The sequence below is a fragment of the Microbispora sp. ZYX-F-249 genome (genome assembly GCF_039649665.1).
GTDB classification, from domain to species: domain Bacteria; phylum Actinomycetota; class Actinomycetes; order Streptosporangiales; family Streptosporangiaceae; genus Microbispora; species Microbispora maris.
Genome location: NZ_JBDJAW010000039.1, coordinates 16084 through 41753, shown reverse-complemented (window position 1 = coordinate 41753; position 25670 = coordinate 16084). Strand labels below are relative to the sequence as shown.

The following is a 25670-nucleotide window of genomic DNA, read 5'->3' as shown; positions in this document are numbered from 1 at the left end:
ATCCGTCAGACCACCTCGAGCAGCTCGTCGACCACGCCGAGCGCCAGCGTCTTGTAGCCCACGGAGTCGAACAGCACCGTGATCCGGTCCTGCTCACGACTCATCACGATCCCGTGCCCCCACTCCGCGTGCCGTACGTCCGCGTGCATCGGGAACGGCCCGTCGCCGGCCTCCGGCGGGGTCACGGTCCCGGAGCGGCAGGTGTCGCAGTCGCCGCACGACCGCTCGTACGGCTCGCCGAAGTACTCCAGCAGGAAACGGCGCCGGCAGCCGGTCGTCTCGGCGTAGCCGCGCATCATCTCCAGCCGGGAGTCCTCCATCCGGTGCCGGACGTCGTCGATCTCCGCCGCGCGGGCGGCGGCCTCGTCCGGCGGCGGGCCGTCCGGCGCGTAGTGCAGGGCGCCGCCGTGGGAGACCTCGAGGGCTCCGGCCCGCTCCAGCAGGTTGACGTGCGAGGTCAGCCTGGCCGCCCCGATGTCGAGGAGCTCGCGCAGGTCGGCGGCGGCCACCTCGCCGCCGTGCTCGTGGACCAGCGTCGCGATCCGCCGCATCAGGTTCTCGTCCGCCCGGCCCCCGGAGAAGAACTTGCGCAGCCCCAGGTCCTCGGTCCGGTAGAACAGCACGGCGTCGGCGGGGTTGCCGTCCCGGCCCGCCCGGCCGATCTCCTGGTAGTACGCGTCGAGCGACTCGGGGGGCGCGGCGTGCAGCACGTAGCGCACGTCGTGCTTGTCGATGCCCATCCCGAACGCCGAGGTCGCCACGACCGTGTCGAGGTCGTCGTCCTGGAACCGCTCGTGGATGCGGCGGCGATCCTTCGACTTCATCCCCGCGTGGTACGCCTCGGCCCGGCGGCCCCGCTCCTTGAGCAGCTCCGCGTACTCCTCGGCCTGGCGCCGCGTCGCCACGTAGATCAGCCCGACGCCGTCCAGACCGGCGGCGTGGTCGGCCAGGCTCGTGCGCTTGTCGTCGTCGTCGGTGAACCGGTGGACCTCGAGGTTGAGGTTGGGCCGGTCGAATCCCCGGACGATCTGCTGCGCCCCCGTCAGGCCGAGCGACTCGATGATCTCTTCGCGCACCGTCGGCGCGGCCGTGGCGGTCATCGCGATCACCGGAGGATGGCCGAGACGCTCGATGACCTTGCCGAGCCGCAGGTACTCCGGCCGGAAGTCGTGGCCCCAGGCGGACACGCAGTGCGCCTCGTCCACGGCGATCAGCGACGGCCGGGCCTCGGCCAGCCGCTCGACCACCTCGGGCTTGGCGAGCTGCTCCGGCGACAGGAACACGTACTCGGCGTCGCCCGCGCTGACCTGGTCGAGGCCCGCCTCGACCGAGCCGGCCGAGTTGACCGCGACCGCGCCCGCGGCTCCCGCCTTGAGCAGGCCCATGACCTGGTCGCGCTGCAGGGCGATGAGCGGCGACACGACGACCGTCGGGCCGTCCAGGAGCAACCCCGGCACCTGGTAGACGGCCGACTTGCCGCCGCCGGTCGGCATCACCAGCAGCACGTCGCGCCCCGCGAGCAGGAGCTCCATCGCCTCCTGCTGACCGGGACGCAGCTGCTGCCAGCCGAAGGCGTCCCTGGCCGTGGCCCGCAGGCGCCTGCCCCTGCGCCCGAAACGCCGGCCGAAGCGGCCCCCGGCCCAGCCGCCGGCCCAGCTTCCCGACCAGTCGCGCGACCAGCCGCCCCCGGCGCCGCCGAGCCTGTCACCGGGTCGTCCGCCGGACAGACCCCCATATCTCTGCCTGACGCTCATGCCATCGCACTCCCTCGCCCGATCGGCCTGCAACTACCCCGGGGGAAAGGGTCGAACCGGAATAGCCGCGCGGACCGGGCGGCTTACAGCCCGTATGAGAGCGATCGTGTATTCCGAGACCGGTGACAGCGGCGTCCTGCGCGTGGCCGAACGGCCCGTGCCCGAGCCGGGACCCGGAGAGGTACGCGTACGGGTGGTGCGGTCCGGGGTCAACCCCACCGACTGGAAGGCGCGGCGCGGCACGCCGAGCCATCCCGAGGCCGTGCCCAACCAGGACGGCGCCGGCATCGTGGACGCCGCCGGGCCGGGCGTGACCGGGGTGTCCCCGGGCGAGCGCGTGTGGCTGTGGGAGGCCGCATGGGGGCGGCCGGACGGCACCGCCCAGGAGTACGTTGTGCTGCCCGAGCGGCAGGTCGTGCCGCTGCCGGACGGGGCCTCCCTCGACCTCGGCGCGAGCCTCGGCATTCCCGCGCTGACCGCGCACCGCTGCCTGACCGTGGCCGACGGCGGGCCGGACCGGCTCACCCCCGGGGCACTCGACGGCAGGACGGTCCTCGTCGCGGGCGGCGCCGGTGCCGTGGGCAACGCCGCGATCCAGCTCGCCCGCTGGGCCGGGGCGACCGTGGTGACCACCGTCAGCGGGCCGGAGAAGGCGGCGCTGGCCCGGGCCGCGGGGGCGCACCACGTCGTGAACTACCGCACCGGCGATCCGGTGGCGGAGATCCGCGGCGTCGCCCCCGGCGGCGCCGACATCGTCGTGGAGGTCGCGCCGGCGCCCAACGCCGCGCTCGACGCGGCGGTCACCGCGCCGCGAGGGGTGGTCGCGGTGTACGCGAACAACGGGGGAGACGAGGTCACGCTGCCGGTCCGCGAGCTGTTCAGCCGCAACATCCGCTACCAGTTCGTCCTGGTCTACACGGTGCCCGAGGCCGCCAAGGACGCCGCCGTGGCCGACGTGCGCGCGGCGGTCGAGGCGGGCGCGCTGCGGGTGGGGGAGGAGGCCGGGCTGCCCGTCCACCACTTCCCGCTGGAGCGTACGGCGGACGCCCACGACGCGGTCGAGTCGGGCGTGATCGGCAAGGTGCTCGTGGACGTCACCCCCGAGTGAGACCCCGAGTGAGGCCCCGAGTGAGGTCGAGAGTGAGGCCGGGAGGCGAGGATCTTCCCCGGGCGGGCGGTACCGTCGGGAGCATGCGACTCGGAGTCCTGGACGTCGGTTCCAACACGGTGCATCTGCTGGTGATGGACGCGCATCAGGGTGCCCGGCCCCTCCCCGCGTTCTCCCACAAGGAGGAGCTGCGGCTGGCCGAGCACCTCGTCGACGGCGACAGGCTCGGCGAGGAGGGCGCGGCGCGGCTCGGGGCCTTCGTGCGTGAAGCGGCCCGCATCGCCGAGGACAAGGGCGTGGAGGACCTGATCGCCTTCGCCACCTCGGCGGTGCGCGACGCGGTGAACGGCGAGGACGTGCTGGCCCAGATCAAGGCCGACACGCGGGTGGACATCCAGGTGCTGTCGGGGGAGGACGAGGCCAGGCTGACGTTCCTGGCCGTACGCCGCTGGTTCGGCTGGTCCTCCGGGCGGCTGCTGGTGACCGACATCGGGGGTGGCTCGCTGGAGATCGCCTCCGGCATCGACGAGGAGCCCGACGTCACGGTCTCCCTGCCGCTCGGGGCGGGACGGCTCACCCGCGACTGGTTCACCGCCGACCCGCCCGCCCCGGAGGAACTCCGCGCGCTGCGCCGGCACGTGCGCACCGAGATCGGGCGGACCGCCGGGGCGGTCGCCAGGTACGGCAGGCCCGACCACGCGGTCGCCACGTCCAAGACCTTCCGCCAGCTCGCGCGCATCGCGGGGGCGGCCTCGTCGAGCGAGGGCCCGTACGTCAAGCGGACACTGACGCACGAGGACCTGGTCGAGTGGACGGCCCGGCTGGCGGCGATGCCGGCGGCCCGCAGGGCGGAGCTTCCCGGGGTGTCCGCCGGGCGGGCCGCGCAGCTTCTCGCCGGCGCGGTCGTCGCGGACGCCGCGATGGACCTGTTCGAGCTGCCGGTGCTGGAGATCTGCCCATGGGCGCTGCGGGAGGGCGTGATCCTGCGCAGGCTCGACGGCCTGCCCATGGGCAGGCCCTCGCTGGCCGATCAGTAAGGTATGAGGGTCATCCAAACGGGGCAAGGCACCAATATCAGGCAATTTCCGTTCCCTCATGTGGTGGGTGGTTTTCCACCTGCCGCCGGAGTGCCGTAATCGGGGTCGACCTCTGGAGGAATCTCAATGGTGGAGCTGCTGGGAGCCGTGGTCTCCCTGGCGGCGGTGGCGGTGCTGGTGCTGGCAGCGGTGGTGGCGATCGCGGTCGTGACCCTCGCCTGGCTGGGCGCGATGGCGGTGAGCACCGGGCGCGAGTCCTACGGACGGGTCATACCCGTCCCGGCGGGCACGGGCACGGACGGGCGCGCACGGGACTCCCGGGCCGCGGAGGCCCGGGAGACCGGTGCGCCGGCGAACCGGCCTGATCCGGCGCCCGTGCGCGGGTCCGCGAGCGGACCTGCGAAAGGGTCCGTGACCGGATCCGCGAAGGGGGCTGTGATCGGATCCGCCGGCACACCCGCGAACGGGTCCGGCAACGGGCACGTGAGCGGGCACGCGGCGGGCCGGGGCGCGAACCGGAAGATCCGGGCCGTCGCCGCCTCCGCGCGTCGCGCGTAACCGTCGCTGGGAGGAGAGGCCCACAGGCGTCCCCGTCAGGTTCTCCCTGGCGGGGACGCCGTCGCTTTGGGCGGCGTGCACCCGGGCGGGGACGCCGTCAGCGACTCTCCCGGTTCTGCCCGGACAACGTCTTGACCAGCTCGGTGAGGTGGGCGACCTGGGTCTCCAGCCCGCGTACGCGTGCCTCGAGCTCGGACAGGGTGGGGGCCTGGAAGCCGTCGGCGATCTGCCTGCTCATCGTTCCTCCCGAGCGGGACCGGCCGGGGGAGACCGGTGTAGGGGTGCAGGGCGTGAGGGTCGTGCGGGACCCTGATCTCTATTCCCCGATTACGTGATTTGGCACCTCTTCTCCTGGGGGAAGATGGAACGGTGAAGGTCGTCGTGCTGGCGGACACCCACGCGCCGCGGCGCTGGAAGTCCTGCCCGCCCGCGGTCGCCGGGCACCTGCGGGGGGCGGACCTGATCCTGCACGCCGGCGACGTCTGCACCGCGGACGTGCTGGTTGAGCTGTCCGCGTACGCCCGGGTCCACGCGGTGCTCGGCAACAACGACGGCCCGGACGTCGCGGCCTGGGGCGCTCCCGAGACGCTCGAACTCGACCTCGGCGGACTCCGGGTGGCGATGATCCACGACAGCGGGCAGGCCGCCGGGCGGACCGGGCGGATGCGGCGCCGCTTCCCGGACGCCGATCTGGTCGTCTTCGGCCACTCGCACATCCCCATGGACGTGACCGGCGACGGAGTGCGGGTGTTCAACCCCGGCTCGCCCACCGACCGCCGCCGCCAGCCGCACGGCACCGTCGGGGTCCTCGACGTCGAGGGCGGCGTGCTGCGGCGGGCCGAGATCGTCCCCGTCACCTGACCTGCCTAAGGGCCGCAGGGCGGGGCATGGGGCCGGTATGAGAGAGAACAGACCACAGACCGACCCGCGTTCGCGGTTCGAGGACGAAGGCATTCCGGACCTGCAGGAGGGCACGCCCGGGCAGCAGCGGGCCGAGGACCCGCAGGAGATGCCGCTGCCCGGCGACCGGCCCCTGGGCCTCGACGAGTACGGCACCACGACCACGGAGATGCGCGAGGGCGAGTCCCACGACCTGCGCCTGTCCCGCGAGGAACCGGACCTGGACGTCCGGTTCGGCACGGGGACCGGGCCCGGAGGCCGCGGCGAGGAGAGGGCCGGGGAGACCGACGACGAACTGCTCGACTCCTCCGAGGACGAGCCGGCCTACTCCTCCGGAGCAGAGGCCGACGTCCTCGGCGAGGGCGGCGACCAGCCGTACGAGGGGTACGGGACCGGCACCGGCGACGAGGCCGGCGGATACGGGTCGGGGGACCCGGCGGACTACGCGACCGTCAACCCGTCCCAGCCGGGCAGGTACGGCACCGGCGAGCCGGGCCGGGCCGGACGGCTCGTCGACCCGGACGGCGGCATGGGCGTGGACACCGAGAAGGACCTGATCGCCGAGGACGTCGGGCCCGACCTCGGCGGCTACACGGCGGAGGAGCAGGCGATGCGCGTGGAGGACGAGACGCCGTAGGCGGAGACGGCGGCGGCCGGGGGACCGGGCCGCCGCCGCCGCGGGGCGCGACCGGCGGAGAAGGAGCCGCGAAAAGACCTCACATTGGTTACGCTGCCCCGATGGCGGGTGTTGAGGAGCCGCGGCACGAATGGCGGGTGCCGCGCGGGATCGTTGCGCTGAAGGCCGCGGGCACCGTGCTGTGCGGTGTGCTGGCGGTCGCCGGCGACGGCGCGCAGCTCTTCCTCGCCGGCGTGGCGGCCCTGGGGATCGGCCTGCTGACCGGCCGCGACCTGGTCGCGCCGGTGCGGCTCGCGGCGGGGGAGGACGGGCTGGTCGTCTCCGGGATCGCCGGGCGGGAGCGCATCTCCTGGAACGATGTGGACCGCATCCGGGTGGACTCGCACCGCCGGTACGGTCTCACGACCGAGCTCCTGGAGATCGACGCCGGCGAGCAGATCCACCTGTTCAGCCGCTTCGACCTCGGTGAGCCGGTCGTCGACGTGGCCGAGACGCTCATCCGGATGCGTCCCTGATCCGTACGCACGCCGTCGCGCTGCGGGACGGTCGCGGTTTGGGAACGGTGCAAGCCGATCGCAAGCGGGGGCCCTAAAGTCCGATCGTGTCACAAACCGCTCTCATCACCCTGATCCTTTCGGGCATCGGTCTCCTCTTCGGCCTCATCGGCGGCGGCATCACGATGAACGCGAGAGAGTTCCGCCGCCGGGCGCAGCGCACCCGCGGCCTGGTCGTCGGGCTGCGGGCGAGCCGGTCCGACGACGGGACCGTGTATTACCCCACCATCCGCTTCACCACCGTGTACGGCCAGCAGGTCGAGGCCGAGACCGCCTACGGGAGCAACCCGCCGCCCGCCCGGCCGGGTGAGGAGGTCCCGGTGCTGTACGACCCGGCCAAGCCCACGCGGATCCGGGTCGACAGCGCGGCGGGCAGTGGAACGCTCCTCGGCGGCGTCTTCCTCGCGGTCGGCATCGTGCTGTTCGCCGCGGGGGCGGGGGTGGCGCTGGTCCAGACGTTCTGAACCGCGGTGTCCCCGCCCCCTCGGGGCGCCGTCATCCGATCGCGCAGGCCGTCCCGTTGAGCGTGAACGCGGCGGGGGTGGTGTTGGCGCCGCTGTAGGACCCCTGGAAGCCGAAGCTCGCCGTGCCTCCGCCCGCGCCGATGGTCCCGTTCCAGGTGGCGTTGGACGCGGTGACCTGCTGGCCCGACTGGGTGATCGTCGAGTTCCAGTAGCCGGTGACCTTCTGGTTGCCGGCGTAGGTCCACTGGAGCCTCCACCCGTTGACCGGGCTCGACGACCTGTTGGTGATCGTCACGTCCGCGGTGAACCCGTTGCCCCAGTCGTTCACCTTGTACGTCACCACGCACCCGCCGGACGGCCCCGACGGGCTGGCGCTGGGCGACGGGGACGGAGACGGCGAAGGCGACGGAGACGGGGACGGAGAAGGCGACGGAGACGGGGATGGGGAGGGGGACGGGCTGGAGCCCGCGTAGGTCAGCCCGAAGCCGTACTCGAACAGCGCCTGCTTGCCGTCCCCCGCGTTGATCGGCTGCTGGTCGGCGCTGCGCATCCAGGTCATCGGCAGCCTCGCGGTGGGGGCGTGGTCGCCGAACAGCACGTCGGCCACGCCGCGCCCCTCGGTGCCGGGCAGCCAGGCCGCCACCAGCGCGTTCCACTGGTCGAGCTGGCCGGCGATGTCCAGCGGCCGGCCGGAGACGAGCACCACGACCAGCGGCACGCCGGACGCCTTGAGCCGCTGCAGCGTGGCCAGGTCGGTCGAGTCAAGGCCCATCGACCCGGTCCGGTCGCCCTGGCCCTCCGCGTACGGCGTCTCGCCCACGACGGCGATGGCCGCGCGGTAGGAGGAGTCGATGCCGCTGCCGTCGCGGTTGTAGGTGACCTGCGCGCCGGAGCCGACGGCGTCGCGGATGCCCTGCAGGATCGTGGTCCCCTGCGTGATGTTCCCGGACGAGCCCTGCCAGCTGATCGTCCAGCCGCCGCTCTGGTTGCCGATGTCGTCGGCGCTCTTGCCGGCCACGAAGATCTTGCCGCCGCTCTTGCCGAGCGGGAGCACGCCGCCCGCGTTCTTCAGCAGGACCAGCGACTTGCGCACGGCCTCGCGGGCGACGGCGCGGTGCGCCGCGCTGCCCACGGTGGAGGTGTAGGAGCGGTCGGTCAGCGGCTTCTCGAACAGCCCCAGCTCGAACTTCTTGGTGAGGATGCGCCGGTTGGCGTCGTCGATCCGCGACATCGCGATGCGCCCGCCCTGCACCTCCTGCTTGAGCAGCGAGACGAACCTCTTGTAGTCGGTCGGCACCATGACCATGTCGACGCCCGCGTTGACCGCCGTGGTGATCTCGTTCGCGGTGAAGCCGGTCTGGCCGTCGAGCTGGTCGATGCCCGCCCAGTCGGTGACCACGAAGCCCGTGAAGCCCAGCTCGCCCTTCAGCACGTCGGTGAGCAGGTACTTGTTGCCGTGCATCTTCACGCCGTTCCAGGAGCTGTAGGACACCATGACGGAGCCCACGCCGCGCTGCACGGCGGCCTTGAACGGGGCGAGGTGGATGGCCCGCAGGTCGGCCTCGCTCAGCTCGGTGTTGCCCTGGTCCCTGCCGCCCGTGGTGCCGCCGTCGCCCACGTAGTGCTTGGCGGTGGCGAGGATGGAGGCGTTCCCGGCCTTCTGGAAGCCGTCCACGATCGTCGTCATCTGGGTGACGAGCTGCGGGTCCTCGCCGAAGGACTCGTACGTCCGCCCCCAGCGGTCGTTGCGGGCCACGCACAGGCAGGGCGCGAAGGTCCAGTCGACCCCGGTGCCCGACACCTCCTCGGCCGTCGCCCGCCCGACCCGCTCCGCCAGGTCGGGGTCGCGGGCCGCCCCCAGCCCGATGTTGTGCGGGAAGATCGTCGCACCCGCGACGTTGTTGTGCCCGTGCACGGCGTCGACCCCGTAGATCATCGGAATGCCGAGCGGGGTGGACAGCGCCTGCCGCTGGAAGTTGTCGTACATGTCGGCCCAGGAGGAGGCGGTGTTCGGCGAGGGGGCCGAGCCGCCGCCGGACAGGATCGAGCCGAGCCGGTACGTCGCGACGTCGGAGACCGTCGTCAGCGCCGACCGGTCGGCCTGGGTCATCTGCCCGACCTTGTCGTCCAGCGACATCCTGGACAGCAGGTCGTCCACCCGCGCCGCCACCGGAAGGGCCGGATCCTTGTACGGCGCGTCCGCCGCCCGCGCGGCCTCGCGATCGGCGGTGAAGACGACGCTCAGCGCCGCGGCGAGCAGCGCCACGAGCGCGGTGACCCAGACGGGCCTCAGCCGGGATGTCATGGTTCCTCCCTCGAAATTCCTGCCGACCGTAGGAATCGGCGGGAATTCGGGTCAATCGACACGACTCCCGGACACTCGCCACCAGCCACGCACGAGGAAACTTTCACGCCGCGCGGCCCGACGTCCGCCGTGGGCGGATCCGCCGCTCGCGCGGCAGGCGGCCCTCGACGTCGAGATCGCCTGCTTCGGGCAAGGCGAGCCCGTCACCGAGGGCGCCTCCGGCCTCCTGGGGGAGGCCGCGGGCCCGCCTCAGCGGATGAAGCCCGTCAGCTCCTCGGCGAACTCGATCTGCGGCTCGGCGACGAGCAGTTCCCCGAACCGGGCCACCAGCCCCGAGACGTACGGCGTGGCGAAGTGGGCCTCGCGGGCGTCGTCGTCGACGTACTTCTCGTAGATGATGAACCTGTCCGGGCCCTGCCGGTGGAGCACGAAGGCCAGGGCGCCCTCCTCGTCGCGGGTGGCGGCGGCGATGCCGCGCACGGCCGCCTCCACCTCGTCCGCGTGTTCGGGCTTGGCCTGCAGGATCGCCACGCACACCGACATCGTCGGGTCTCCTCTCGGGCGGGACGGCTGATCGCTGATCATGGTCAGCGTACGGCAACGTCCCCGGCGGCGCGCCTGGGAAGATCACATGGGTGAGGGCCGCGCGGGCGGGGGATGTCTCGACCGTCATCTGTCCCCCCCAGCGGCCGCCGTGGGAAGCCGCAGTTAGGGGTGCGCATGCGCGTCACCGCCGTCGAGTCCACCGAGGTGTTCGTCCGCGCGGCTTCCGGCGGGGGCCCGCGCCAGGTGGTCCGCGTCGTCCTCGGCGAGGTGCCGGACGACGCGTCCCCGGTGGTCGAGGTCAGCGGCCCGGGGGTGCGGGGCGAGCACCGGGCGGACGGACGGCCCCCCGGCATGACGCTCGAAGTGCCGGTGGAGGCCGCCGCGCCCGCCGCCGTCCCGGGCGCACGCGTCCCGATCACCGTGCGGGCCGCCGCGGGCCGGGAGCGGTGCACGGCCGAGGGGGAGCTGCTCGTGTCCGAGCCGGGCTGGACGGTCTGGATGATCCCCCACTTCCACTACGACCCCGTGTGGTGGAACACCCAGGCCGCCTACACCGCCACCTGGGACCACGCGGGCGGCGCGGCGCAGGCGAACCGGCAGGAGTTCCAGTACGCGGGATTCGACCTCGTGCGGCTCCACCTGGAGACCGCCAGGAGGGAGCCGGGCTACGCGTTCGTGCTCGCCGAGGTCGACTACCTCAAGCCGTACTGGAACGCCCACCCCGAGGACCGGGCCTATTTGCGGCGTCTTCTCGCCGAGGGCCGGCTGGAGATCATGGGCGGCACGTACAACGAGCCGAACACCAACCTGACCGGACCCGAGGCGACGATCCGCAACATCGTCCACGGGATCGGCTTCCAGCGCGACGTGCTCGGCGGCGATCCGGCGACCGCCTGGCAGCTCGACGCGTTCGGGCACGACCCGCAGTTCCCCGGGCTGGCCGCCGAGGCGGGACTGACCTCCAGCTCGTGGGCGCGCGGGCCGTACCACCAGTGGGGCCCGATGCTCGCCGGCGGCGGCTGGGGCGACCCGTCGGTCATGCAGTTCCCCTCCGAGTTCGAGTGGGTGTCGCCGTCGGGACGCGGGGTCACCACCCACTACATGCCGGCCCACTACAGCGCCGGGTGGTGGATGGACTCCGCGCCCACTCTGGAGCAGGCCGAGGCCGCGGTCTACGAGCTGTTCACGCTGCTCAAGAAGGTCGCCGCGACCCGCAACGTGCTGCTGCCCGTCGGCACCGACTACACCCCGCCCAACAAGTGGGTCATGGAGATCCAGCGCGACTGGAACCGGCGCTACGTCTCGCCCCGGTTCGTCTGCGGGCTGCCGCGGCAGTTCTTCGCCGCCGTACGGGACGAGGGCGTCCGCCTCACGCCGCAGACGCGCGACATGAACCCGGTCTACACCGGCAAGGACGTGTCGTACATCGACACCAAGCAGGTCCAGCGGCACGCCGAGACGCGGCTCGCCGACGCGGAGAAGTTCGCCGCCGTCGCCACCGCGACCCTCGGCGCGCCCTACCCGCACGCCGCCCTCGACAAGGCCTGGCGGCAGATCGCGTACGGCGCGCACCACGACGGCATCACCGGATCGGAGTCCGACCAGGTCTACCTGGACCTGATGACGGGCTGGCGGGAGGCCTGGGACCTGGGCGGCCGGGTCCTCGACGCGTCGCTGCGCCGCCTCGGCGAGGGCCTGACCGGCGTCGCCGTCTGGAACCCCTCCTCCTGGCCCAGGACCGACCTCGTCCGCGTACGGCTGACGCTGCCCGAGCCCGGGGCGTACGGCGTGCGGCTCGAGTCCGGCGGCGGGCTGCTGCTGGAGCACCCCGAGCGGCACCCGGACGGCAGCCTCGCCGCCGTGGACGCGGTCTTCGTCGCCGCGGGCGTGCCCGCGCTCGGCTACCGGACGTTCCGGCTGGCGCCCACCGCCGAGCCCGCCCCGATCGGCTGGGCCGCAGGCGAGGGGACGCGGATCGGGAACGCCACGCACGCGGTGGAGGTCGACCCCGAGCGCGGCGGGACGGTGTCGAGCCTCATCGTCGAGGGCCGCGAGCTGCTGCAGCGGGGTCGGGCGGGCAACGAGCTGCTCGTCTACGACGAGCACCCGGCGCATCCGCGTTTCGGCGAGGGCCCCTGGCACCTGGTGCCGAGCGGCGGGGTGACGGGATCGGCCGGGGCACCGGCGGAGGTGACCGTCGCCGAGTGCCCGGCCGGCCGGCGGATCACGGTCACCGGCAGGATCGGGCCCGTCGCCTACACCCAGGAGATCACCCTGTGGGACGGGCTGCCGCGTGTGGACCTCACCACCCACGTGGACGAGTTCCACGGCTCCGACGTGCTGCTCCGGCTGCGCTGGCCGGTGCGGGTGCCGGGGGCGCTGCCGGTCAGCGAGGTCGCCGGCGCCGTCGTCGGGCGCGGGTTCGGCCTGATCGACGTGGACTCCGCGGAGCACCCCTGGACGCTGGACAACCCGGCGCACAACTGGTTCGCGCTGTCGTCCACCGCCCGCGTCGTGCTGCGCTCGCCCGCCGGACGGCCCCTCGGCGCGCGGGCGATCGGCGTCGCCGAGATCATCGCGCCCGTGGACGCGGCCGCCGGCGACCTGAGGGACCTCGCCGTGGCGCTCGTGCGGCAGGGCGTGACCTCGACCTGCTCCACCGGGCCCGGCCCCCGGTACGGCGACCTCGCCGTCGACTCCAACCTGCCCGACGTGCGCATCGCGGTCGGCACCCCGGAGGAGAACCCGTTCGTCGCCGCGCTGCTCGACGACGCGGAGGCCGCGGAGCTGCGCGCGCGTCTCGCCGCCGGGGGCCGGGCCCGCCTGTGGGTGCCGGCGGACGAGCCGCTGGAGAAGGTGTGGGTGCCGGGCGCGGACCTCACCGGCCTCCGCGACCTCCCCGTCCTCGTGGTGTGCGGCGAGGGGGTGGTCGAGGAGCTGGCCGCGGACCTCGCCGACGCGGCCGTGGAGGTGGTGGCGGAGTCCGAGCAGGCCGACGCCTGTCTCGACGACTACACGATCGGGCTGATCAACCGGGGCACCCCGGGCTTCGCGGTCGATCCGTCGGGGGCGCTGCACGTGTCGCTCATGCGGTCGTGCACCGGGTGGCCGTCCGGCGTGTGGATCGACCCGCCGCGGCGCACCGCGCCCGACGGCTCGAACTTCCAGCTCCAGCACTGGACGCACACGTTCGAGTGCTCCCTGGTGGCCGCCCCCGGCGACTGGCGCGCGGCCGATCTCGTACGGCTCGGCCACGACGTCAACCACCCGCTGCTCGCGACCGTGGGGGAGGACGGGCCGGCGGGGGAGTCGCGGTCGTTCCTGGAGACGGGGCCCGGGCTGGTCCTCACCGCGCTCAAGGCGGCCGGAAACCCGATCGCCTCGGGCCGCACGCCCGGCCCGGTGAGCGCGCTGACCGCCCGCGTGGCCGAGGCCGGCGGCCGGACCGTCCCGCTGTCGGTCGCCACGACGCTGCCCCTGGGAGCGTGGCGGCGCGCCGACCTGCTGGAGAACGTCACCGGCGACGCCCCCGGCGCGCTCGACGGCATGGAGATCGTCACGCTGGTCGCTCCGCTCCGTCCCGGGCCGCCCGCGGGCGCGGCCGGTGAGCGGGCGGCCGGTCCCGATGCGGCCGGCGCGGGGACGGACGGCGGGACCGTGTGGGAGGTGCCGGAGGTGCCGGGGGCCGAGCCGTACCAGCCGGTCCACACGCGCTACTGGCTGGACAACACCGGGCCCGCGCCGATGGGCGACCTGCCGGTCGCCGTGCACCTGTCCCCGTCCGACGTGGACGCCGGGGGGCCGGTGGACCTGACGCTGACCATCGCCTCCGCTCTCACGCAGGACCGGGCGGAGGGCGTGGTCACGCTCATCGCCCCCGAGGGCTGGTCGGTGGCGCCCGCCGTCCGGCCGTACGTGCTGCCTCCGGGAGGCCACGCCACCGTGCCGGTGCGGCTCACCCCGCCCCCCGGCGCCGAGGACGGCCTCCACCTGCTCACCGCGCGCACCGAGTTCGGCGGCCAGACGTACGAGGATGTCACCCGGCTGCACGTGTTCCGGCCGGGGGAGGGCGGACGGCGGTCGCCGGGGCCGGAGGTGACGCTGGAGGGGCTCGGCCACCCGCCTCACCTGCGGCTGACGCCCGGCGAACGGGCCGAGATCGTCGTCCGCCTGAGCTCGGAGGCGCGGTCGCCGGTCTCCGCGCGGGCGCAGCTCGTCAGCCCCTGGCAGACGTTCGGGATGTTCCCCGAGTGGAACACGGGCGTGGTCGTGCCACCCGAGGGCGAGGCGGAGGTGTGCTTCCCGGTACGGGTGCCGCCGGGCGCCCGCCCCGGCCGCTGGTGGGCGCTGGTGAAGATCGCGTGCGCCGGGTGGCTGCACTACACGGACACGATCGAGGTCGAGGTCGGACCGTGAACGGCCCGGATGCTCCCCTGGACGGCGGCGCCGTGGCCGGGTTCCGCCCGCCGGAGGGCGCCGCTTCTGAGGGCGCGTCGGGAGGCGTCCGCCCGACGGAGGGCGCCGCCGCGGGCGACGGGATCGCGGCGATGGTGGGGGAGGAGGCGATCACGGTCGCCCGGATCGACCGGCGGCTGCGCCTGCTGCGCGGCGGCCCGCTCGCCGCCCGGCTGCCGAGCCCGGGGACGGCCGAGGGCCGCAACCTGCGCCGCTGGCTGGTGCAGGTCATGGTGGCCGAGACGCTGGCCGAGCAGGAGGCGGCCCGCCTCGGCCTGCCAGCCGGCCCTCCAGGTCCGCTCACGGCCCCGTCCGGGAGCGCCGTGCCCTGCATGAGCGCCGTGCCCTGCATGAGCGCTGTGCCCTGCATGAGCGGCGAGCCCTGCGTCAGTGCCGGCCCTTGTGTGCGCGAGGAGCCATGTGTGCGCGCCGGCCGGTCCGGGCGCGCGGAGCCGGGCTCCACCGTGCGGCCGGTCCTCACTCCGGCCGCCGCGCTCCGGGCGGGCGGCGTGGCGGCCGCCGTCCTGATGACGACACCGGCCGCGAGGGCGGTGTGCCGAGCGCTCGCCGCCGGTCGCGCGCCGTCGGAGGAGGAGGCGCGCGACTACTACCTGCGCAACCTCGACCGGTTCACCACGCCGGAGACGCGCTGGGTCCGTCCGTTCGGGCCGGTCCGGCGCGGGGAGATCGCCGGGCCGATCGAGGACGCGGTCTTCGCGGCCCGCGAGGGCGAGACGGTCGGGCCCGTGGAGGGCCCCGGCGGTCCCTGGACCCTGCTGATCGAGCGGATCGAGGCGGCGCGGCGCGAGCCGTACACCTCGGCGCGGGAGCGGATACTCGCGGAGCTGGCGGAGGAGAGCGCGGAGCGGGCCTTCGCCCGGTGGCTCGACGCGCGGCACGCCGGCTCGGTGGTGCTCATGCCGGGGTACGAGCACCCCGCCGACCCGGCACAGCCCGACGCCACCCACCGGCACTGACTCCGGGACGGTTCCGGGTGGCACGGACGGTCCGAGCAGCGGGTTTCGGGGCAGGTCAGTAGGCATGGCACAGCAAGTCAGCGCCTTCGACGCGCAGTTCCTCAACTTCGAGACGGCCACCAACCTCGCGCACATCGCGGCGCTCACGATCCTCGACCCCTCCGGCAGGCCGGGTGGCGCGCTGACCCGCGAGGACGTGATCGCGCTGCTCAAACGGCGGCTCCATCTCGCGCCGCCGCTGCGCAGGCGGCTGGTCCAGGTGCCCTTCGGACTCGATCACCCCTACTGGGCGGAGGACCGCGAGATCGACTTCGACTACCACGTACGGGACCTGGCGCTGCCTCCTCCCGGCGACGACCACAAGCTCGCCGAGCAGGTCGCCCGGCTGCACGCGGCGCGGCTCGACCGGGGGCGGCCGCTGTGGGAGATCTACCTGATCCACGGCCTGGCCGAGGGCAGGGTGGCGATCTACACGAAGGTCCACCACGCCGCCGTCGACGGCGTCACGGGGACCGAGGTGCTGGCCGCGCTGATGGACTTCGAGACCGAGCCTGCCGACGTGCCGCTTCCGGAGGCCGGGCCGCAGGAGGCCCCCGACGCGGTGGAAATGATCATCAGAGGCGTCGCGCGGGTGCTGGACAACCCGTTCGCCCTGCTGCGGTTCGTGGCCGAGGCGATGCCGCGGCTGGACGAGGTGCCGTTCGTGGCCCAGCTCCCGGGGGCGGGGCTGGTCTCGCGGTTCGTCCGCGGCATCGGGAGCGGCGCCGCCGAGAGCCTGCCGGAGCTGCCGCGCATGGTTGTGCCGCGCACTCCGTTCTCCGGGCCGATCTCGCGGCACCGCCGGTTCGCGTTCGGCCAGCTGCCGCTGGACGAGGTCAAGCGGATCAAGAACGCCTTCGGCGTCACGGTGAACGACGTCGTCATGGCGATGTGCGCCACCGCGCTGCGCCGCTGGCTGGTCAAGCGCGACGAGCTGCCCCGTCAGCCGCTGGCCGCCGGGATCCCGGTGTCCACCCGGGGGCAGGCCGCCAACGGATCGGCCGCCAACGAGGTCATGCTGACCATGACCACCCTGCCGACGGACGTGGCCGACCCGCGTGACCGGCTGCTGTCGGTGAACCGCTCGATGCGGCTGATCAAGGAACGGCTCGCCGCGGCGCCGGCGGCCTGGCTCCTGGAGTTCAGCCAGGCGATGCCGGCCGCGCTGAGCGCGCTGGCGGCCAAGTCCGCCTTCCGGATCGCCTCGCGTGCGGCTCCCGCGATGAACCTGCTGGTCTCCAACGTGCCGGGGCCCCAGACTCCGCTCTACGTGTGCGGGGCCCGGGTCACCGCGCTCTACCCCATGTCGGTGATCACGGACGTCAGCGGGGGAATCAACATCACCGTTTTCTCCTACGACGGCAGGCTCGGCTTCGGCATCGTCACCGACCGCGACATGGTGCCCGACGTGTGGGACCTCATCGACTATCTCCGGGACTCGCTGGCCGAGTACGGCGCTCTGTCCGGCCGGGCCCAGCCCCGTACGCGCAGGGCGCGGCAGCGGGCGGAGCCGGGTCGGGAGAATACCCCGTAGAACCGTTGATCTTGCTCGTCCCGCGCCGGACAGTGGTGGGGGGCGGCGCTGGTCATCGGGGGCGGGATCGCCGGCCCGGTCACGGCGCTCGCACTGCGCAGGGCGGGGATCGAGGCGACGGTCCACGAGGCATACGAGACGCCTGCCGACGGCCTCCGCGGCTGGCTGCAGGTGGCGCCGAACGGCCTGGAGGCGCTGCGGATCATCGGGGCCGCCGGCGCCGTGGAGACGAGCGGCCGGCCGATCAGGGTCATCGGCGACGGCCGGGGCAGGAAGTTCGGCGCGTACGACGGTGTCCCGGGTCTGCCGCCCGGCCACGTCCTGCGGCGCCCGGAGCTGTACCGCCTGCTGCACGACCACGCGGCGGCGCAGGGCGTGCGAGTCGAGCGCGGCAGGAGGCTCACCGGCGTCGAGGAGACCGGCGATGGGGTGACCGCGCGGTTCGGCGACGGGAGCGCGGCGACCGCCGAGGTGCTCGTCGGCGCGGACGGCATCCGCTCCACGGTCCGCACGCTCGTCGACCCGGGGCGCCGGCGGCCCGGCGTACGCCGGGCTGATCGCGTTCGGCGGCCGGGCGGCGGAGCGGAGGTGACCCCGCAGATGCTGGTGGGGCAGGCCGTGAAGGAGCTCGTCCTGCCGCTGCCGCAGGTGAGGACCGCGCCGCCGCGCGGCCGCCCCGGGCTTATCGGCATCCGGCAGTGGTTCTGGCTGGACGGCGCAGGGCAGTGGACGGTCAAGTCCAAGCGGGTGCAGGTCGGAAACGTGTGGGCCGAGGTGACGGCGTCTCCGCGGCGGCTCGTCGTCTCGCCGGGAGCGGGCCTCCCGATGTGGTGTGTGACGGCCCGGGCACGCCGTACGACGCGCGGCGCCCGCCGCAGGAGCAGGAAAGCGGCTGCGCCTATCTGTATGAGCGGTCGTCGGCCGGTCAGCCGCGTGACGCCTCCCGGGTGTCGGTGACGGTCGTGTGGGGCGCGACGTGGCGGGGGTCTGGGGGAGCGGGAGGCCCGTTGGCCCCGATCAGCCGGTCCACCTCTTACGCCCTGCCCGTGGCCGAGGCGCAGGCCCTGGTCAGCGACTGATTTTTGAGGAGTTCCTTTCCGATGGTGCGCACGCGTACGCGTGAGACGGTTACGCGGGCACGACCACGTGCACGGATTTCCCGTGTCGTCCTGGTCTTCTCCGGGTGGCCTCAAGCGACCGTAACGGAACCATGACGTATCGTGACGACGGAAGGCCCGGCGGCCCCCGCTGCTCGGGAGGGGCCGCCGGGCGGGCCGCTTTCTTTTGGCGGAAGACCGCCGGACCAGAGGTCTACCGGTGAGGAGTCACGGTCCTGTGGGTGAGGAGCCGTTCGGATGGGGCGGTCAGTCGTTCTTGTTGGTGACGCCCTGTCCCTCCTCCGTGCCCTCGTTGAGGGTGGGACCGTTGTCCTGCTTGTCCGTGGTTCCGCCGGTTTCGTTGTCAAGGGGCGGGGTCGCGGGCGCGGAATTGGTGACGCCCTGTCCCTCCTCCGTGCCCTCGTTGAGGGTGGGACCGTTGTCCTGCTTGTCCGTGGTTCCGCCGGTCTCGTGGTCAGCGGGCGGGATCGTGGGCGCGGAAGTGGGCTCGCAGAGGGCGACCGTCCCCTTGACGATCTGCAGAGAGACCGTGGACGGCGGCGCGGAGTCGCCGTCCACGCTCTTCGTGACGGCCAGCACCAGCGTGGACCCCTCGGGGACCTCCCCCTCCTTGATCTTGAAGGCGATCCCGTCACCCGCCTTGCTGATGCCCGCGGCGAACTTCCCGTCCGCGGCCCCGTTCTCGCCCCGGGGCTGCTTGCAGGTCTGGCCTGCGGGCAGGTAGTCCACCACCGACTTGATCCCGGCCTCGGCCAACTCGGCCTCCAGGCCGTCGGGGTCGACGAACGAGTTGATCTGCACGTCGACAGTGCCGTCCGAGCCCTTGGAGACCGCGTACGCCGCGCTGCCAGTCATGCCGGTCAGCATCACCACGGCCGTGGCGGCCGCCGCGGCCCCCGCCACCGCGGCGGACAGGCCCACGATGCGCCGGGTGCGTCGTACGGGTGTCACAGTTGTCATTTGACCTTCTGCCTTTCTCGTCGTGATCTCGTCCTTGAGTGCACTCAGAAGGCGATCTTCGAAGTTGGTCATATCCGTCCTTCCTGGTACACGGCCGATGGCGAGGCGACGTTCTCGAGGGCACGCCGGGCGCGGTGCAGTCTGACGCGTGCGGTCACGTGCCTGATGCCCAGAGCCTTGGCGGCCTCGGTGACGGTGAGCTGATCGATCGCGACGAGCTCCAGCACGGCGCGTTCGCTTTCGGGAAGGCCCTGCATGGCCTTCAAGGCGTTGCGCATCCGGCGCTCGGCGTCGATCCGCTCCTCCATCCTGGTGAGATCGTCGTCGTCCATCAGCCGGCGGCCGGCGACGCGGCTGGTCGCTCGCGCCTCGACGGCCGCCTTGCGGTGCTGGGCGGAAACGACGTTGCGTGCGATGCCGTAAAGCCAAGCGAGCTCGCTACCCCGGCCGGGCGCGTAGGTGTGCGCCGAGTCAAGGGCCGCCAGGAAGATGTCCGCCGTCAGGTCGGCGGCGAGGTGAGGGTCGCTCACCCGCCGGACCACGAATTTCATGACGGCATCGACGTGGCGGCGATAGAAGGCCTCAAAGGCCGCGGGGTCGTCGTTGAGGCGCACTGGCCTCGCTCCCTTCGTCGTTCGCCCTTACACCTCTACTTGGATCGGGCGGCGACGAGCGTTTCAGGCCCTATTCGACGACACCTCAGATCGAGACCTTCAGCGGCGACAGGGCCGGGCGCAGCCGGGCACTGGAGTACGAGCTGTCACGCATGGCCGCGCTGCTCAGCGGCGCGCATCGAGATTGCCCAGGGAGAGGTCGGCCTGGTGCTCGCCGACAATGGCGAGGACATGCTGCACGACTCGCCCGGCTGTCCCGGCTGCAGTGAGCAGGAGGTCCGCAGCCGCCTGCGCATGCCCGGCAAGACGCCGTACACCGTGTTCGAGCGCGGCCACGCCGCCGAGATGGTGCCCGACTGCATGCTGTCGTTCCTCCAGGTCAAGGTGGCGCGGGTCCCGGGGTCGAGGAACCGGCGGACAGCCGTCGGCGCTGAGAAGGATCTTGATCGCAGTGAGCTGAGGATGCTCCTGGTTGCGGCGCTTCCTCAGCTCGTTGCCCGGTCCCGGCGTCGGCGTGCGGCGCGGATCTCGGCGTCGGCGACCTTGTCGTCGGAGGCGCGGGCGCCGCACACGTAGGCGGTCCCGAACAGCACCCGATCCCGCAGCCGGTCCAGCGGCAGGTCGTTACGCGGCCGCCGCGAGCAGATCACCGCCAGCACCCTTGATGACGTCGGCGGCCGCGGCCGGGCCGGGGCAGGCTCTTCGGTACCTCGACCGTGTCGATGCGGTCCATTGGGTTGGCGGCCAGAAGGTCGTGGCGGACCGCCCCCTTGGCGAAGGAGGCGACGGCGGCGCGCTTGTGCTTGCGGCTGGCCGGTGACAGGTCGGCGAGCTCGGCCGGGAAGGCCCGGATCGGCGCGGCGGTCAGTGCGCCGATCTCCTCGCCGTGGTGGGCGGCGAAGGCGATCAGGTGGCCGCGGTAGGCGCGCCGGGTGTGGACGGAGGCCCGGGCGTTGGCCAGGTCGGTGAGACAGCCGTCGGGATGGCGGGCGAGCGGGTGTGTGCGGCCGAGCTGCTCCACGGTGATTGGATCCACCGTGCCGACCTCCACCATCCGCCGAGTCGCCAGATAAAGAAGGTCATCCCGAAACCTCTTCGGTGTCGTACCCGTACTGGCGGGCTCGCCCATTCAGCTGTCGCGAGTTGTCGGCTCCGCGGGGCTGGGTGGTGACCATCCGTGTTGCCCCCGCGGCGTAGCGGCTCCATGCGTCGCGCGGCCGGCCAACGGGATGGAACAGCGGCGACCCCCCCGCCTCATTCGGAGGCATCTCCCACCAACAAGGTGCCTCAGATGCGTTGGTCGCAGGTCGCGACCTGCGGTGGCCGATTGGCTGAACATCTGTACGGCTGCCGATACACTTGTATAGACTCTTGGACGTGCGACCAATTTCTCAAGAGGACCTGACGACGCGCGCCCGCATCCGCGACGCTGCGATGGCGCTGTTCGCCGAGCAGGGGGTCAAGGCCACCACCATCCGTGGGATCGCCGAGGCCGCAAAAGTCTCGCCCGGCCTGGTGCAGCACCACTTCGGCACCAAGGAAGCGCTGAGACAGGCTTGCGACGAGTACGTCCTCAGCTACCTGCGCGAGCAGGTCACCGTAGGTGTCACCGACCACAACCTGGACAAGCCCGAATTCATCGAGAACGTCCATCGAACCGCGCCGCCCCTGATGAAATACCTCGGCCGCGCGCTTGTGGACGGTTCCCCCGCAGCCGCCGCCATGTTCGACGAACTCGTCAGCGTGACGGAGGAGCATCTCGCCGACGACGACCGCTCGGAGGCCGACCATCGCGCCCGCGCGACCGTGCTGACCGCGATGAAGCTCGGCATCACGGTGCTGCACGAGCACGTCTCCCGCGCGCTGGGCACGGACCTGTACGCCCCGCAAGGCGCAGTACGCGTCGGCAAGGCCCAGCTCGATCTGATCAGACCGGAATTCCTCGGCCGCGAGCTGTTCGACCAGGCGCGGACGGGCCTCGAGAAGGTCGAGGGACAACGATGAACGCCGCAGTGCACGTGGGCGGCCTGGTCAAGAGCTTCGGCCGGGCCAAGGCCCTGGACGGGCTCGACCTCACCGTCAAGACGGGCGAGGTGCACGGCTTTCTCGGGCCCAACGGTGCCGGCAAGACCACCACGATACGTATCCTGCTCGGCCAGATGCGCGCCGACGGCGGCCAGGTCGCGTTACTCGGCGGCGACCCCTGGCGCGACGCCACCGAACTGCACCGAAGGCTCGCCTACGTGCCCGGCGACGTCACCCTGTGGCCCTCGCTGACCGGCGGCGAGGTCATCGACCTGCTGGGCAGGGCCCGTGGCGGCCTGGACCCCAGGCAGCGCGCCGAGCTGCTGGAGCGCTTCGAGCTCGACCCGCGCAAGAAGTGCCGTACCTACTCCAAGGGCAACCGGCAGAAGGTGGCGCTGGTGGCCGCGTTCGCCTCCGACGCCGAACTGCTGATCCTGGACGAGCCGACCTCGGGTCTGGACCCGCTCATGGAGGCGGTCTTCAACGAGTGCGTCCTGCGGGAGAAGCGCGACGGCCGCACCGTGCTGTTGTCCAGCCACATCCTGTCGGAGGTGGAGACGCTGTGCGACCGCGTCAGCATCATCCGCGCCGGCCATACCGTCGAGTCCGGCAGCCTGGCCGACCTGCGCCACCTCACCCGCACGTCGGTGACCGCCGAGCTGATCGGGCCCGCTCCCGGGCTGGCCACCCTGCCCGGCGTACACGATCTGACCGTGGACGGCGCGCGGCTTCGCTGTCAGGTCGACGGTGACGCGCTCACCGCGGTGCTCGCCGAGCTCGCCAGAGCGGGCGTACGCACCTTGACCACGCAGCCGCCGACGCTGGAGGAACTGTTCCTGCGCCACTACGAGGGAGCCGCCAGATGACCGGCACCATGACCGGCACAGGGACACTGATCCGGCTCATCCTGCGCAGGGACCGCGTGCTGCTGCCGGTGTGGATCGTGATCAGCGCACTGCTGCCGGCGAGCATCGCCTCCGCCACCACCGACCTGTACGCCGACCAGGCCGCCCGCGACTCCTTCGCGGCCGCCTCGGCGGGCAACCCGGCGCAGCTGGCGATGCGCGGCCCCATCTACGACGCGAGCGTCGGCGGCCTGACCGCCTGGACGCTCGGCTCCTCCCTCGCGCTGATCGGCGGGCTCGTCAGCATCCTGCTGGTGACCAGGCACACCCGGGTCGAGGAGGAGACCGGCCGACGCGAGCTGCTGGCCTCGGGTGTCATCGGCCGTCATGCGCCGCTGGCCGCCGCGCTCGCGGCCGTGCTGGCCGCCAACCTGCTCCTGGGCCTGCTGTCGGTGCCCGCCCTGGTCGCGGGCGGCCTGCCCGCGGGTTCCTCGCTGCTGTTCGGGCTGTCCACGGCCGCGGGCGGCTGGGCGTTCGCGGCCGTGGCCGCCGTCACCGGGCAGCTCACCGCCTTCTCCGGGACGACACGCGGCATCGCGATCGCGGCCGGCGGCCTGCTGTTCGCGCTGCGCTCGCTGGCCGACGCGGGTCACGTCGGCTGGCTGGCTTGGGTGTCGCCGTTCGGCTGGGTCCGGCTGACCAGACCCTACGCCGGGGACCAGTGGTGGGTGCTGGGGCTGATCGCGGTGTTCGTCGCCACCCTGACGGCGGTCGCGTTCGCGCTGTCCACACGGCGTGACGTGGCCGGCGGCCTGATCCCCGCCCGCCCCGGACCCGCCGGCGGAACCCTGCCGGGCGCGTTCAGCCTGGCCGCTCGCCTGCACCGCAGCACGCTCGCGGGCTTCGCGATCGGATTCGGAGCGCTGGGCGCCCTGCTCGGCGTGGCGGCACGCGGGCTGAACACCCAGTTGGACACGCCGCAGTTGCGGGAGCTGGCCGCGACTCTCGGCGGCGCCGAGGCCCGGCTCTCGGACGTGTTCTTCACGTTCGTGATGTACGTGCTCAGCCAGCTCGTCGCGGGAGCGGCACTGGTGTCGGCGCTGCGCGCCCGTATAGAGGAGGCGGAGGGCCGGGCCGAACTGCTGTTGTCCACCCCCGTCGGCCGGCTGCGCTGGGCGCTGAGCCACCTGGTACTCGCCGTCGTGAGCCCGGTGCTGCTGCTGACCGTGCTGGGCGCGGCGGCGGGGCTCACCTTCGACGGCGACGTGGCCCGCGTCACCGGGGCCACGCTGGCCTACCTGCCCGCGGTCTGGACCATGACCGGGATCGCGACGCTGATGTTCGGCCTGTTGCCACGGCTGGCGGCGGCCGTGAGCTGGACCGCGCTCGGCCTCTTCCTGGTCGTGGACCTGCTGGCGGAATTCAAACTGGCCACCGGGATCGTTCTGGACCTTTCGCCGTTCGTGCACGTGCCGGCGATGTTGCTGAGCGGCGCCTCGTCACCGGTTGCGTCGCTGCTGGGGCTGACCGTAGTAGCCATCACCCTGACCACGGCGGGTCTGGCGTTCCTGCGCCGCCGCGACCTGATGCCCTCCGCCTGAACAGCCCCAGAGAGGCGCTGATAGCAGACAGCCAGCGGTGTTCATCTTCCGGACGCAGGACGGCGGCGCCCGCGCGGTGAACGCGGCCCCCGTCGCTCAGCCGTAGAACGCATCGACAACTGGTGCGACCGGTACGAGGCGCGCATCGAGGACTTCCGGCTGCCCAAGAACGAGGTCGCGCCACGTGTGGATCCAGCAGTTCATGATCATCGACGATCACCTGCGCACCCGCGGAGCGAAAGGCCGGCGCATCACCCTGCGCCCACGGAAAGAGCACGAAGCCTTGCAACGCGCGCGGGTCAGGCAGAGCACCGACGAGTGGCAGCAACGCTACGCCCACCGGCAAGGCATCGAGGGCGCCATCGCCCAGGGCGTCAAAGGCTTCGGCCTGCGGCGGTCCCGCTACCGCGGGACCGCCGAGACCATCTCCAGCACCTACTCATTGCCGCGGCGATGAACCTCAGCAGGCTCGACGCCTGGTTCACCGGAACGCCGCTGGCCCCGACCCGCACATCGCGCTTCGCCGCCCTGCGTCTTGCTGGGTGATGAAGCCTCAGCCGGGTACCTGTCCGTGAGCAACCTCGATCCATCCCTCGGAAAGACCCTTCCCATGCCCCGGCCATATCGGCGCTCCCTCACGCTGTTGCGCGCGGACTTTTGGAAGCGCGGACCGGCCCATGCGCGGTCATATCGCCAATCCACCTACGGGAGCTAACGATCCAAGATCTGAAGACTGCCACCTAGCCCCGGGACGGAGCCACCACCCGTATCCCGAAACCGTACGAGCCGATGGCGCCGGCGATGCCCAGGAAGAGCAGGCTGTAATGCTCCTGGCCCCGAGCCGTGGTGATGCCTCCCAGATCGAGCAGCGACTCCGTGGGCCAGCCCAGGTCATTCAAGAGCCCGCCGACCGTGCGTTTGGCCTCGCCGTCATCCCCTGAGAGGAAGACCGTGCTCGGGCCCTCCAACGAGTCAGGCGTACCCATGAGCCGTGCGTCGATGGTGCAGAGCGTCTTGACGACCATCGTGTCCGGAAACGTTCGCTGGATCTCCTCGCCGAGGCTCTCTCCAGGGTGGGAGAGCGCGCCGTCCTCGGTGAAACCGACCGACACGTCGAGCAGCACCTTCCCCGCCAGGGCCGGGGCGCCTATCTCGGCGAGCAGCGGCACGGAGGCTGTGCCGGGTGTCGCGTTGACCACCACCTCCGCGCCCACGACGGCTGAGAGCGGGTCCGCGACCGGTACGCCCTCTCCGAGCGTGGCCGCCAGTTCCGCCCGCAACTGGGTGTCGTCCGACCGCCGCGATCCCAGGACGACGTCATGGCCCGCACCGGTCCAGCCGGCGGCCAGTGCCCGTCCTACGTTGCCCGTTCCAAGAATTCCGATCTTCATGGCGTTGACGCTATGGCGGTCTCGCCCGCCGCCGCCTCAGGCCACAGCCGGGTATGTCCTACGCCATTGGTCGTAGGACCTCGCACCCGGCGCAAGACCACCCGCCGCAGCGAGAGCACCGTTTCCTGCACCCGCCTGGAGACACCGCCTACCCGGCAACCCTCACCCACTGCGCGACATGAAATCGCAGAGCGTCGCACAGTTGGCACTGACAACAACGAGGCTGAAAGTGCAGCAACACCCTCTAT

General features: G+C 72.5%; 24 protein-coding genes and 1 pseudogene. 15 read left to right on the top strand and 10 right to left on the bottom strand.

Features of this window, described 5'->3' with window-relative positions; translation table 11 throughout:
• Window positions 1-5 precede the first annotated feature (5 nt).
• Window positions 6-1754 carry a RecQ family ATP-dependent DNA helicase gene (locus AAH991_RS32475; protein WP_346229741.1) on the bottom strand — a complete coding sequence of 583 codons (1749 nt, stop codon included), beginning with the start codon at window positions 1752-1754 and terminating at the stop codon, window positions 6-8.
• Window positions 1755-1860: 106 nt separating this feature from the next.
• Between AAH991_RS32475 and AAH991_RS32470 the strand changes: the two genes are divergently transcribed.
• The 3 genes from AAH991_RS32470 (at window position 1861) to AAH991_RS32460 (ending at window position 4457) form a co-directional block, all read left to right on the top strand.
• Window positions 1861-2862, top strand: coding sequence for an NADPH:quinone reductase (locus AAH991_RS32470; RefSeq protein ID WP_346229740.1), 1002 nt, complete (start codon window positions 1861-1863; stop codon window positions 2860-2862).
• A gap of 83 nt (window positions 2863-2945) precedes the next feature.
• The gene (locus tag AAH991_RS32465; RefSeq protein WP_346229739.1) at window positions 2946-3899 is read left to right on the top strand and encodes a Ppx/GppA family phosphatase; all 954 of its coding nucleotides are present in this window, start codon (window positions 2946-2948) and stop codon (window positions 3897-3899) included.
• Between the two features lie 126 nt (window positions 3900-4025).
• A complete protein-coding gene (locus AAH991_RS32460) occupies window positions 4026-4457 on the top strand; it encodes a hypothetical protein (protein WP_346229738.1) in 432 nt (143 codons plus the stop codon).
• Window positions 4458-4554: 97 nt separating this feature from the next.
• On the opposite strand, the gene AAH991_RS32455 is transcribed toward AAH991_RS32460, so the two are convergent.
• Entirely contained in the window at window positions 4555-4695 is a 141-nt protein-coding gene (locus tag AAH991_RS32455; protein WP_169984430.1) for a hypothetical protein, read from the bottom strand.
• A gap of 131 nt (window positions 4696-4826) precedes the next feature.
• Here AAH991_RS32455 and AAH991_RS32450 point away from each other — a divergent pair, with 131 nt between their 5' ends.
• From AAH991_RS32450 to AAH991_RS32435, 4 genes are all read left to right on the top strand, one after another.
• Window positions 4827-5318, top strand: a complete 492-nt coding sequence (locus tag AAH991_RS32450; RefSeq protein ID WP_346229737.1) for a metallophosphoesterase family protein — start codon at window positions 4827-4829, stop codon at window positions 5316-5318.
• A 37-nt stretch (window positions 5319-5355) separates the two neighbouring features.
• Window positions 5356-5994: a DUF5709 domain-containing protein gene (locus tag AAH991_RS32445; protein WP_346229736.1), complete on the top strand. Its 639-nt coding sequence runs from the start codon at window positions 5356-5358 to the stop codon at window positions 5992-5994.
• Between the two features lie 101 nt (window positions 5995-6095).
• Window positions 6096-6509, top strand: a complete 414-nt coding sequence (locus AAH991_RS32440) for a PH domain-containing protein (protein ID WP_346229735.1) — start codon at window positions 6096-6098, stop codon at window positions 6507-6509.
• An 86-nt stretch (window positions 6510-6595) separates the two neighbouring features.
• Window positions 6596-7012 carry a DUF3592 domain-containing protein gene (locus AAH991_RS32435; protein ID WP_346229734.1) on the top strand — a complete coding sequence of 139 codons (417 nt, stop codon included), beginning with the start codon at window positions 6596-6598 and terminating at the stop codon, window positions 7010-7012.
• A gap of 31 nt (window positions 7013-7043) precedes the next feature.
• On the opposite strand, the gene AAH991_RS32430 is transcribed toward AAH991_RS32435, so the two are convergent.
• Together AAH991_RS32430 and AAH991_RS32425 are read right to left on the bottom strand one after the other, a co-directional pair.
• Window positions 7044-9317: a glycoside hydrolase family 3 N-terminal domain-containing protein gene (locus tag AAH991_RS32430; RefSeq protein ID WP_346229733.1), complete on the bottom strand. Its 2274-nt coding sequence runs from the start codon at window positions 9315-9317 to the stop codon at window positions 7044-7046.
• 249 nt (window positions 9318-9566) lie between these two features.
• On the bottom strand, window positions 9567-9860 hold the full coding sequence (locus tag AAH991_RS32425) for a putative quinol monooxygenase (protein ID WP_346229732.1): 294 nt from the start codon (window positions 9858-9860) through the stop codon (window positions 9567-9569).
• Between the two features lie 177 nt (window positions 9861-10037).
• Here AAH991_RS32425 and AAH991_RS32420 point away from each other — a divergent pair, with 177 nt between their 5' ends.
• From AAH991_RS32420 to AAH991_RS32405, 4 genes are all read left to right on the top strand, one after another.
• Complete coding sequence (locus AAH991_RS32420) at window positions 10038-14279, top strand: glycoside hydrolase family 38 N-terminal domain-containing protein (protein WP_346229731.1); 4242 nt, start codon at window positions 10038-10040, stop codon at window positions 14277-14279.
• Complete coding sequence (locus AAH991_RS32415; RefSeq protein ID WP_346229730.1) at window positions 14276-15295, top strand: peptidylprolyl isomerase; 1020 nt, start codon at window positions 14276-14278, stop codon at window positions 15293-15295. Before AAH991_RS32420 ends, AAH991_RS32415 begins: the two co-directional genes overlap by 4 nt.
• 64 nt (window positions 15296-15359) lie before the next feature.
• The gene (locus AAH991_RS32410; RefSeq protein WP_346229729.1) at window positions 15360-16868 is read left to right on the top strand and encodes a WS/DGAT/MGAT family O-acyltransferase; all 1509 of its coding nucleotides are present in this window, start codon (window positions 15360-15362) and stop codon (window positions 16866-16868) included.
• A 48-nt stretch (window positions 16869-16916) separates the two neighbouring features.
• Window positions 16917-17825, top strand: a complete 909-nt coding sequence (locus AAH991_RS32405) for an FAD-dependent oxidoreductase (protein WP_346229767.1) — start codon at window positions 16917-16919, stop codon at window positions 17823-17825.
• Between the two features lie 407 nt (window positions 17826-18232).
• On the opposite strand, the gene AAH991_RS32400 is transcribed toward AAH991_RS32405, so the two are convergent.
• The 5 genes from AAH991_RS32400 to AAH991_RS32380 all read right to left on the bottom strand — a co-directional run bounded on the left by AAH991_RS32400 (window position 18233) and on the right by AAH991_RS32380 (window position 20596).
• The gene (locus AAH991_RS32400; protein ID WP_346229728.1) at window positions 18233-18946 is read right to left on the bottom strand and encodes a hypothetical protein; all 714 of its coding nucleotides are present in this window, start codon (window positions 18944-18946) and stop codon (window positions 18233-18235) included.
• 68 nt (window positions 18947-19014) lie between these two features.
• A complete protein-coding gene (locus AAH991_RS32395) occupies window positions 19015-19560 on the bottom strand; it encodes an RNA polymerase sigma factor (protein WP_346229727.1) in 546 nt (181 codons plus the stop codon).
• Window positions 19561-19725: 165 nt separating this feature from the next.
• Window positions 19726-19896: a hypothetical protein gene (locus tag AAH991_RS32390; protein WP_346229726.1), complete on the bottom strand. Its 171-nt coding sequence runs from the start codon at window positions 19894-19896 to the stop codon at window positions 19726-19728.
• 149 nt (window positions 19897-20045) lie between these two features.
• Window positions 20046-20210 carry a hypothetical protein gene (locus AAH991_RS32385; protein ID WP_346229725.1) on the bottom strand — a complete coding sequence of 55 codons (165 nt, stop codon included), beginning with the start codon at window positions 20208-20210 and terminating at the stop codon, window positions 20046-20048.
• A complete protein-coding gene (locus tag AAH991_RS32380; RefSeq protein ID WP_346229724.1) occupies window positions 20207-20596 on the bottom strand; it encodes a site-specific integrase in 390 nt (129 codons plus the stop codon). Before AAH991_RS32380 ends, AAH991_RS32385 begins: the two co-directional genes overlap by 4 nt.
• 341 nt (window positions 20597-20937) lie before the next feature.
• On the opposite strand from AAH991_RS32380, the gene AAH991_RS32375 reads away from it, so the two are divergent.
• The 4 genes and pseudogenes from AAH991_RS32375 to AAH991_RS32360 all read left to right on the top strand — a co-directional run.
• Window positions 20938-21564, top strand: a complete 627-nt coding sequence (locus tag AAH991_RS32375) for a TetR/AcrR family transcriptional regulator (protein WP_346229766.1) — start codon at window positions 20938-20940, stop codon at window positions 21562-21564.
• A complete protein-coding gene (locus AAH991_RS32370; protein ID WP_346229723.1) occupies window positions 21561-22451 on the top strand; it encodes an ABC transporter ATP-binding protein in 891 nt (296 codons plus the stop codon). The genes AAH991_RS32375 and AAH991_RS32370 overlap by 4 nt, the downstream gene beginning before the upstream one ends.
• On the top strand, window positions 22448-24031 hold the full coding sequence (locus AAH991_RS32365; RefSeq protein WP_346229722.1) for an ABC transporter permease: 1584 nt from the start codon (window positions 22448-22450) through the stop codon (window positions 24029-24031). The genes AAH991_RS32370 and AAH991_RS32365 overlap by 4 nt, the downstream gene beginning before the upstream one ends.
• A gap of 238 nt (window positions 24032-24269) precedes the next feature.
• Window positions 24270-24577, top strand: a pseudogene (locus AAH991_RS32360) (transposase); the annotation flags it as partial.
• 194 nt (window positions 24578-24771) lie between these two features.
• Here AAH991_RS32360 and AAH991_RS32355 read toward each other — a convergent pair.
• Entirely contained in the window at window positions 24772-25422 is a 651-nt protein-coding gene (locus tag AAH991_RS32355) for an NADPH-dependent F420 reductase (RefSeq protein WP_346229721.1), read from the bottom strand.
• Window positions 25423-25670 lie beyond the last annotated feature (248 nt).

What these genes read in the sequence shown, in the direction of transcription:
- AAH991_RS32475 (WP_346229741.1), bottom strand. Translation starts at nt 1,754, where the DNA reads ATGAGCGTCAGGCAGAGATATGGGGGTCTGTCCGGCGGACGACCCGGT.
- AAH991_RS32465 (WP_346229739.1), top strand. Translation starts at nt 2,946, where the DNA reads ATGCGACTCGGAGTCCTGGACGTCGGTTCCAACACGGTGCATCTGCTG.
- AAH991_RS32460 (WP_346229738.1), top strand. Translation starts at nt 4,026, where the DNA reads ATGGTGGAGCTGCTGGGAGCCGTGGTCTCCCTGGCGGCGGTGGCGGTG.
- AAH991_RS32455 (WP_169984430.1), bottom strand. Translation starts at nt 4,695, where the DNA reads ATGAGCAGGCAGATCGCCGACGGCTTCCAGGCCCCCACCCTGTCCGAG.
- AAH991_RS32445 (WP_346229736.1), top strand. Translation starts at nt 5,356, where the DNA reads ATGAGAGAGAACAGACCACAGACCGACCCGCGTTCGCGGTTCGAGGAC.
- AAH991_RS32440 (WP_346229735.1), top strand. Translation starts at nt 6,096, where the DNA reads ATGGCGGGTGTTGAGGAGCCGCGGCACGAATGGCGGGTGCCGCGCGGG.
- AAH991_RS32430 (WP_346229733.1), bottom strand. Translation starts at nt 9,317, where the DNA reads ATGACATCCCGGCTGAGGCCCGTCTGGGTCACCGCGCTCGTGGCGCTG.
- AAH991_RS32425 (WP_346229732.1), bottom strand. Translation starts at nt 9,860, where the DNA reads ATGTCGGTGTGCGTGGCGATCCTGCAGGCCAAGCCCGAACACGCGGAC.
- AAH991_RS32420 (WP_346229731.1), top strand. Translation starts at nt 10,038, where the DNA reads ATGCGCGTCACCGCCGTCGAGTCCACCGAGGTGTTCGTCCGCGCGGCT.
- AAH991_RS32410 (WP_346229729.1), top strand. Translation starts at nt 15,360, where the DNA reads ATGGCACAGCAAGTCAGCGCCTTCGACGCGCAGTTCCTCAACTTCGAG.
- AAH991_RS32400 (WP_346229728.1), bottom strand. Translation starts at nt 18,946, where the DNA reads ATGACAACTGTGACACCCGTACGACGCACCCGGCGCATCGTGGGCCTG.
- AAH991_RS32370 (WP_346229723.1), top strand. Translation starts at nt 21,561, where the DNA reads ATGAACGCCGCAGTGCACGTGGGCGGCCTGGTCAAGAGCTTCGGCCGG.
- AAH991_RS32365 (WP_346229722.1), top strand. Translation starts at nt 22,448, where the DNA reads ATGACCGGCACCATGACCGGCACAGGGACACTGATCCGGCTCATCCTG.
- AAH991_RS32355 (WP_346229721.1), bottom strand. Translation starts at nt 25,422, where the DNA reads ATGAAGATCGGAATTCTTGGAACGGGCAACGTAGGACGGGCACTGGCC.